At 58.9% G+C, this 7989-nt stretch carries 4 protein-coding genes and 3 pseudogenes; 5 read left to right on the top strand and 2 right to left on the bottom strand.

Going from position 1 to position 7989, the window contains the following annotated elements; translation table 11 throughout:
* The first annotated feature begins 64 nt into the window (after positions 1–64).
* The 4 genes from ABUH87_RS09735 (at position 65) to ABUH87_RS09720 (ending at position 6410) form a co-directional block, all read left to right on the top strand.
* A protein-coding gene (locus ABUH87_RS09735) for an IS3 family transposase (protein WP_367769135.1) occupies positions 65–1236 on the top strand; the annotation gives its coding sequence in 2 pieces (ribosomal slippage) (positions 65–317 and positions 317–1236; 1173 coding nt in all).
* A 297-nt stretch (positions 1237–1533) separates the two neighbouring features.
* Positions 1534–4401 carry a cellulase family glycosylhydrolase gene (locus ABUH87_RS09730; RefSeq protein WP_367772995.1) on the top strand — a complete coding sequence of 956 codons (2868 nt, stop codon included), beginning with the start codon at positions 1534–1536 and terminating at the stop codon, positions 4399–4401.
* A gap of 291 nt (positions 4402–4692) precedes the next feature.
* Complete coding sequence (locus tag ABUH87_RS09725) at positions 4693–4956, top strand: ribosome modulation factor (RefSeq protein WP_367772992.1); 264 nt, start codon at positions 4693–4695, stop codon at positions 4954–4956.
* A gap of 302 nt (positions 4957–5258) precedes the next feature.
* Entirely contained in the window at positions 5259–6410 is a 1152-nt protein-coding gene (locus ABUH87_RS09720; protein WP_367772984.1) for a cell wall hydrolase, read from the top strand.
* Between the two features lie 32 nt (positions 6411–6442).
* Here the strand turns inward: ABUH87_RS09720 and ABUH87_RS09715 are convergent.
* Positions 6443–6625 (bottom strand): annotated as a pseudogene (locus ABUH87_RS09715) (ATP-binding protein); the annotation flags it as partial.
* Between the two features lie 69 nt (positions 6626–6694).
* On the opposite strand from ABUH87_RS09715, the pseudogene ABUH87_RS09710 reads away from it, so the two are divergent.
* Positions 6695–7420 (top strand): annotated as a pseudogene (locus ABUH87_RS09710) (IS66 family transposase); the annotation flags it as partial.
* On the opposite strand, the pseudogene ABUH87_RS09705 reads toward ABUH87_RS09710, so the two are convergent.
* A pseudogene (locus ABUH87_RS09705) lies at positions 7419–7989 on the bottom strand (IS21 family transposase); the annotation flags it as partial. The pseudogenes ABUH87_RS09710 and ABUH87_RS09705 sit on opposite strands and share 2 nt — an antisense overlap.

The raw sequence follows: 7989 nt of genomic DNA, 5'->3' as shown, positions 1-7989 counted from the left end.
TGACCTGACCCCCTGATTTTCCTCCACGCTCGATTAGAGTCCGGTCCATGGAAGGACGGACGAGATGAAGCGTAAGAGGTTTTCAGAAGAGCAGATCATCGGCGTGCTGAAGGAAGCCGAGGCAGGGGCGAAGACCGCAGACCTGGCACGCCGGCACGGGGTGTCGGAAGCGACGATCTACAACTGGAAGTCGAAGTATGGCGGGCTCGAGGTATCCGAGGCTCGGCGGCTGAAGGCACTCGAGGACGAGAACGCGAAGCTCAAGCGGCTGCTGGCCGATGCGATGCTGGACCAGGCTGCGCTGAAGGATCTTCTGTCAAAAAAGTGGTGACGCCCGCCGCCAAGCGGGAAGCTGTGGCTCATCTCCGGGCCTGCCACGGGATGAGCGAGCGGCGGGCGTGCCGTGTCGTTGGTGCCGATCGCAAGGGCGTGCGCTACCGCTCGACGCGGGCCGACGATGCCGAATTGAGAGAGAAGCTGCGCGAGCTGGCGAACCAACGCCGGCGGTTCGGCTATCGCAGGCTGCATATCCTGCTGCGCCGGGAGGGCGTGATGATCAACCGGAAGAAGACCCAGCGGATCTATCGGGAGGAAGGACTGGCTGTCAGGCGGCGGCGCAGCCGCAGACGTGCGATCGGCGCGAGGGCGCCGGCACCGGTTCTGGCCCTGCCGAACCAACGCTGGAGCCTGGACTTCGTGCACGACCAGATGGCGTCGGGCCGGCGGTTCCGTGTGCTCAACGTCGTCGATGACGTGACCAGGGAGTGCCTGGCAGCGGTGCCGGACACGTCGATCTCCGGGCGCCGGGTGGTGCGCGAGCTGACCGAGCTGATCGCGAAGCGTGGCAAGCCGGGGATGATCGTCAGCGATAACGGCACGGAACTGACCTCCAACGCCGTGCTGGCATGGTGCGGGGAAATTGGCGTGGAGTGGCACTACATCGCGCCCGGCAAGCCGATGCAGAACGGCTATGTCGAGAGCTTCAACGGCCGCATGCGCGATGAGCTGCTCAATGAGACGCTCTTCCTCAGCCTCGATCACGCCCGCGCCGAGATCGCCGCGTGGGTGGAAGACTACAACCGGGAGAGGCCGCACTCGGCCCTTGGATACGACACCCCGGCGGCGTTCGCCGCCGAACTGCAACAGCAATGGCCTGCTCCGCTACGCCCTACGGGCTCCGCTGCGCAGCCCATTGCTTCAACCGCGCTCATGCGCAAAACAACCGCCCGGCTCTAATCCCAGCTGGAGGAAAGCTGGGGGTCAGGTCAGGCGGTGCGTAGGAAAGTTGGAGACCTTGAAGAGCTGCTGCTCCTGACGCGACGCGGATCAGTCACGATGCCGCGAGTGTCTTGCGTTCGGCGGATCCATGCATTTAGATGAAATTTTTTCGACGCCGTGTTCCCGTCATACAGGCCCAATACGCCCTTAAGTCATACCGATCCTAAAGCCTAAGGCCTCGTTAACCGAGTTTGGCGAGCAAAAAGATGTGAGCCGCCAGTATCTAGCCCTCAAAGTTTTCGGGGGTTTACCAACATGATAGGCGTCAATCTTTCAGGTGCAGAGTTCGGTGGAACCGGAGGCAAGTATGGCTGGAACTACATATATCCTTCAGCATCTGACATAAAATACTACACTGACCGCGGGGTCGAGCTCATCCGCCTGCCCGTGCGTTGGGAAAGGCTTCAACCAGAAGCGAATGGAGAGCTCGATCCGGCTGAATTGGGTCGTTTGTTAAACTTCCTGGATAACGCCGAGGCACACGGGGCGAAGGTGATTGTCGATATTCACAATTTCGGCAGCTACCGGGGAGCAAAAATAGGCTCAGATGATGTGCCGATAGGGCAGTTCGCCGACTTCTGGACGAAGCTGGCTGGCGCGATTGGCGATAAGGAAGCCACTTACGGCTACGATCTCATGAACGAGCCGAATAAGATGGGCGGCTCTCATGTATGGCCCGCTGCGGCACAGGCAGCGGTTGATGCGATCCGGACCGTCGACATGGACACACGGATCTATGTCGAGGGCGACTCTTGGGCTGGGGCCATTAACTGGACGAAGAATAACAGCAGTCTGGACATCAGGGATCCAGCGGACAAGATCGTCTACCAAGCCCATATCTACTTCGACCGCTGGTCCTCTGGCACCTATGCCGAAACCTATGATCAGCAGGGCGCGACTCCAGAGATGGGCGCCAAGGCGATCCAGGATTTTGTTGGATGGCTCGCAAGTCGCGGAGCCGAAGGCATGATCGGCGAGTTTGCTGTACCGGACAACGATCCACGTTGGCTCGAAGTGCTCGACAACTTCCTTACTGCAGTTCGTGATGCCGGTTTGGAAGCAACTTATTGGGGCGCTGGGCCGTGGTGGGGCGACTATCCGCTTGCGCTCCGAAACAAGGACGGCAGCGAGAGTGTGCAGCTCGACGTGCTCGAGAAGCATATCGCTGCGGATGTCGCGACCACGACGCCAGCTGTTAAACCCACGGTCGAAAGCATCACTCCGCTGCCCACTAACGGCAACGACACGCTAATGGGCAGCGATGGTGCTGACGAGATCTCTGGACTCAATGGCAACGATGTAATTGAAGGCCGTGGAGGTGCTGATCATATTGATGGCGGGTTGGGAAGCGACGAAGCTAGCTACGCCCATTCAGCGACGGGCGTCCAGATCGATTTGACCGCGGTAGATCAGAAGGGTGGCGATGCTGAGGGTGATGTTCTAATCAACATAGAAAACGTGCGCGGCTCCGATCACGACGACGTGATCAAAGGTGACGCCCGCACAAACGTATTGAGCGGAATGGGGGGCAACGACCGCCTTGTGTTCAGTGGTGGCCATGACACAATGAGCGGTGGCAGCGGCATCGACACTGCAGATTTCTCGGGTTCTGGGAGTCGGGTCGTTGCCAATCTGGAAAAGGGTGTAGCCTCGTCTAGCGCAGGCAACGTGAAGCTGATCGATGTCGAGAACCTAATCGGAACTAACCACGGTGACACGCTCACCGGAAATAGTCTGGCCAATGTTCTGATCGGCGGTGCAGGCAAGGATACGCTGGACGGCGGAGCGGGCGCCGACGAAATGCTGGGTGGCATTAGCGACGACATCTACATCGTTGACGATTTTGGTGATCTGACGATTGAAGAAGCAGGCCAAGGAACCGACACAGTCAAGACTCTACTCGACGGATATGCCCTCAGCGCAAACGTCGAGAAGCTGATCCTCGGTGGTACAGCTAACCTATCGGGCATCGGCAATGAATTGGGTAATACGCTAACGGGCAACGCTGGCGCGAATGCTCTGTACGGCTTAGCGGGTACGGATCGGATCTATGGCGGAGCTGGCGATGACAAACTGTACGGCGGCGAAGGTCATGACTTTCTCTATGGCGGCGAAGGTGAGGACGAGATCGAAGGTGGCGAAGGTCATGACACGCTAGACGGTGGCGCAGGCGCAGACATCATGCGCGGCGGCTTGGGCAATGACGTCTACTACGTCGATGACTCCGATGATGTCGTCGAAGAAGCAGTAAACGGTGGGGCCGATACCGTTCGATCACTCATCAGCAGCTACACGCTCAGTGATAACATGGAGACGCTGGTCCTGGCTGGATCGGGCGGCCAGACTGGGATCGGCAATGGGTTGAACAACACCATGACCGGCAGCACGTGGGCAGATACGCTCATCGGCGGGGCAGGTAACGATCAGATCGATGGCCGCGCAGGTGCGGACCACATGGAGGGCGGCGCGGGCAACGACACCTTCTACGTTGATGATCTAGGCGATGTCGTAATCGAGCGCATCGGCGAAGGCACGGACACCGTACGTGCTAGCATCTCCGGCTACACGCTCAGTTCCAATGTCGAGAACCTGCTTCTGACCGGAAAGGACGATGTCGCAGGCAACGGGAATAGCCTCAATAATGTCCTTACCGGCAATGCAGGCTCCAACGCTATTCACGGCGGCGCAGGTGACGACCAGATCAATGGCGGCGCAGGGGCGGATAGGCTTTGGGGTGGTGACGGCAACGATGTGCTGACCGGGGGATTGGACGGCGACTGGCTAAGTGGCGGCCCGGGCAAGGACGTGTTCAAATTCGCACTGAATGATAGCACATCCTCCAACCCTGACGTGATTGCTGACTTCACCTCTGGCATCGACATCATCAACCTAGCCGCAATCGATGGCAACCTGAGCAAGAGTGGCAATCAGGCGATTTCTTTCATCGGCATGAGTGGCTTCTCCGGAAGTGCAGGGCAGCTTCGGTACGAACAAATGATTGATGCAGACAATAATAGCTTCGCTTTGATCGAAGTCGACGTGAACGGAGATTATGTCTCAGATTTTACCCTGCACGTATATGGCTTCACGAACAGGATGGAGTCTGTTGATTTTGTTCTATAATCATATTTTGCGCCCTTACGTACTTAAACATCGCAAAGTTTCCGGGTGCAGGTCACCTGCAGCCGGATCATAGCCTCGGCTGAGAAGACGCTGATAGGACCATTATCCGACAAGAGACAGGCGACGACCTCAGAGGCGCAAGACAGGGGCTTGGAGATTGTCGAACCGTTCGCGACCTACGAAGCCCCTGTCTCCGACTTTGATGCAGACGCTGGTTTGCGTAACTGCCCCGGTAAATCTACGGGTTTACGCGTATGCATAGAGGCCTTAGGCCACGGATCAGGCAAGCGCATGAACCAGGAAGCTCTATTGACCGAAGCCAATCACGCGCACGTATGGGGTATCAAAGCGGCACAGGCGGGCTTGTCAGCATCGGACAATCCGTATCCCGGAGGAGAAAAGCGTACCGCTTGGTTGAGCGGTTATCAGGCTGGATCGTCGTTTTACCGTGGTCCTCGATACATGCAGGAAGAGGAAACGAGGTTCAGTACCGCCGCCCAAGGCGCTGCGGTCAAATTGCGTGTTCAAAAGCCGCAGGAACTAGAAGAAACATGAATGGCGTGCCATGCGCCAAATGCATTGGCGTGCCACATCAGGATCGGGATGACCATTTGGCTGGGCGTTCAGCAATCAGTTTTGATGCGCTGGGCTCGCTTGAAGCGCACTAGGAGATCCTTTTACCATTTGATGGGCTCAAATCGCCCTGTCGGCGTATGGCTCTGCCGAAGAGGCCGTTGACATGCAGTCCATACTAAGGCTGGAAAGGACAGCATGGACGAGTAGAGGCGACTGCCCCTTCCTTGCGCCGCACCTTTGAGAGGCCGAATTCAACTCTTGGTGGCACTAATGAAGCAGCCATGATCGACAGTTCTCAGCTTTACAGAATGGCTAAGAAACCAGCTGCACTAGGTAGCTTCCTTGTTGCCTGCTTGCTGCTTGCGTCTTTGGCGGCCTTCTCCGTTATCAACATGAAGGCACCGGCGCTCGAGGCTCAGGCTCAAACGGAACGCAGAGAAAACAAACGCGTACGCCCCTCGACCGCAGTGCCCGAGGTGGGGCCAGTCACGCTGAAAACCGTTCAGCCAGCTGATGCACAGGCCTTCAACGCTGCCGTACCGTTCAGTAGTGAACCAAATCCACCGGCCAAGCCCTTTAAATTCCCTGGCAGCGCCGGGGACAGGTCACGTGCACTCCACTGCCTGGCGGCAGCTGTGCTCTACGAAGCGGGCGATGATCCTATAGGGCAGAAGGCAGTGGCTCAGGTGGTGCTCAACCGAGTCCGGCATCCGGCCTTCCCCAAGAGTGTTTGCGGCGTTGTTTTCCAAGGTTCCGAACGGAAAACGGGGTGTCAGTTTACCTTCACATGCGATGGCGCGCTGAAGCGCTCTTACGCTGAGCCGTTTTGGCACCGCGCACGAATTGTAGCGGATGCTGCACTGTCTGGCAGCGTCTACAAGCCGGTCGGTCAAGCCACTCACTACCATACCGACTGGGTGGTCCCCTACTGGAGCTCCAGTTTGGACAAGGTTGTCGCTGTTGATACGCACCTCTTTTTCCGCTGGACGGGTTGGTGGGGTACCCCACCAGCATTTCGGTACGCGGCGACGGGTGTAGAACCGCAAATCCAGCAGCTCGCCTCACGCTTTCCCGAGCATCACGCTTACGGAAGTGATGAGCTAACAGAAGGGACCTCGCAAGTTGCGTTCACGAATGCCCAGTCTCAAGCCAAGGATGACGGCATCTTTTTCGTTTCACTCTCGTCAAAGAACGCCGAGAAGTTTCCAGCGTTAGCTGCACGTACTTGTGGCGATCGAGCATATTGCTGGTTCGTTGGCTGGACGGATCCAAGCCAGGTGCCGAGTAGCAAATCGGCTGACTTCCTGCCTGCACAGCGCAAGACCATGTCGTTCAGCTATCTGAACGATCGCGAGAACAACTTCGAAAAGATGTTCTGGAACTGCCGCCAGTTTAAACGCCCGGCGGAACAGTGTTTGCGGGGTGAATCCTGACAGCAGGCTGCTGCCCTTCACGAGGCTTAACGTCAGGACCATGTAGGATCTAGGAGCCTGATAACGAGAAGCATGTCGAAGAGCCTGCGATCGAGGCTCCTAGGTGTTCTGTAATCAACATCCTCGGGCGCCGCGCGGTGCCGCAGTTTGGCGTGACGCAGCCGCAGGGCCAGACGCCGGTCGTTCCGGTACGTCGCCTCGTGATCGAGTAGCAGCGCCGTGATTGCTCACGGGGTTGGCAAAAAAGTCTTGCGCGGAGGTCGGTTGGCTGATTCCCCCTACGGATGTCACCACCGCCGCTTAATATTCTGACGGAGGCCGAGAAGAACGAGCTGCTGCTTGCGCAGCACGAGATGATCGAGCGGATGGCGGCACGGATTTCCGAGTTGGAATCCCTGGTCGGCAAGCCGCGCAAGACCTCGAAGAATTCGCATATTCCACCTTCGAAGGACGACGTCGGCAAGCGCGGGCGGCAAAGGCGGGAAGCCCAAGACGGGCAAGCGCCCGCCGCGCGAAGGCAAGCACCGCCCACTGGCCGAGACGCCGGACAAAACCGAACGCGTGATGGCGGCAAGCTGCTGCCATTGCGGGACCGATGTATCCTCGCAGACCCAGCATTGCCGTCACCGCTACGATCACATAGACCTGCCGCCGATCCGCCCGATTGTGACCCGCATCGAATTGTTCGGTGCGCGCTGTGGGAGCTGTGGGCGGCTCTATCGCGCTGAGGCGCCGGCAGGCATGGCACCGGGCACTCCGTTTGACCGCGGTATCCGGTCGCTGCTGGCCTATCTGCATCACAGCCACCATGTCAGCTTCGAGCGCCTGTCGCGCATAGCCGCAGAACTGTTCGGCCTTACCATCTCCAAGGGGCGATCGCCAACGCCTTCCGGCGCATGGAGGCCGGAATGACGGCAGCCACGAAGGCGATCACCGACAAGTTGCTGACGGCCAGGATCATCGCGTCCGATGAGACGACCACGCGCACCAACGGCATTGCCCATTGGCAATCACCGCCACCTTGGCATTGTCGGGAACGAGCAACTGCGGCACCCCGCCGAAGAACGCGAAGGCGGCATTGTTACCCTCGATCCAGCCAGGGAACTGCTCGGTCCACGTCGCCGGCGCAAACGACAGGCTCGATCCCCCCATTGCCGCGACGAAGATGTGGGCGGCGCGAACCTCCCCGGTTCGCCGGTTGACCACCACCGGCACCGTGTCGCCGGCGTAGTCGAGGAATAGCTTCTCGCCACCGGCATGGTTCTGGCGCATTACCAGCGGCAAGCGGCCTTCCCAGCGGCGGAACAGATCGCAAAATCGGCTGTATCGGTAGCCGTCCGGATGTGCAGCGTAGTACTCTTCCCAAAGTACCTGCAGCGTCACATGCCTGCGCTTTAACTCCCGCGCCACCACGGACCAGTCCGGTTCCGGCAGCTTGCGCCGCCCGGCTTCACGTCGGAGGCGCCATACAGACGTTCCTCCAAATCCGCGTCGCTGATCTCGGGCGGAACCGGCCACGACAATCGCGAGCGCTCGAAGCGCACGACCATGTCGCGCACCGTAGATCGGGCAAGGCCGG

The organism is Novosphingobium rhizovicinum (assembly GCF_040813635.1).
Classification (GTDB): domain Bacteria; phylum Pseudomonadota; class Alphaproteobacteria; order Sphingomonadales; family Sphingomonadaceae; genus Novosphingobium; species Novosphingobium rhizovicinum.
Note: the sequence above shows the minus strand (reverse complement) of the source record. Positions and strands in the feature narration are given on the sequence as shown.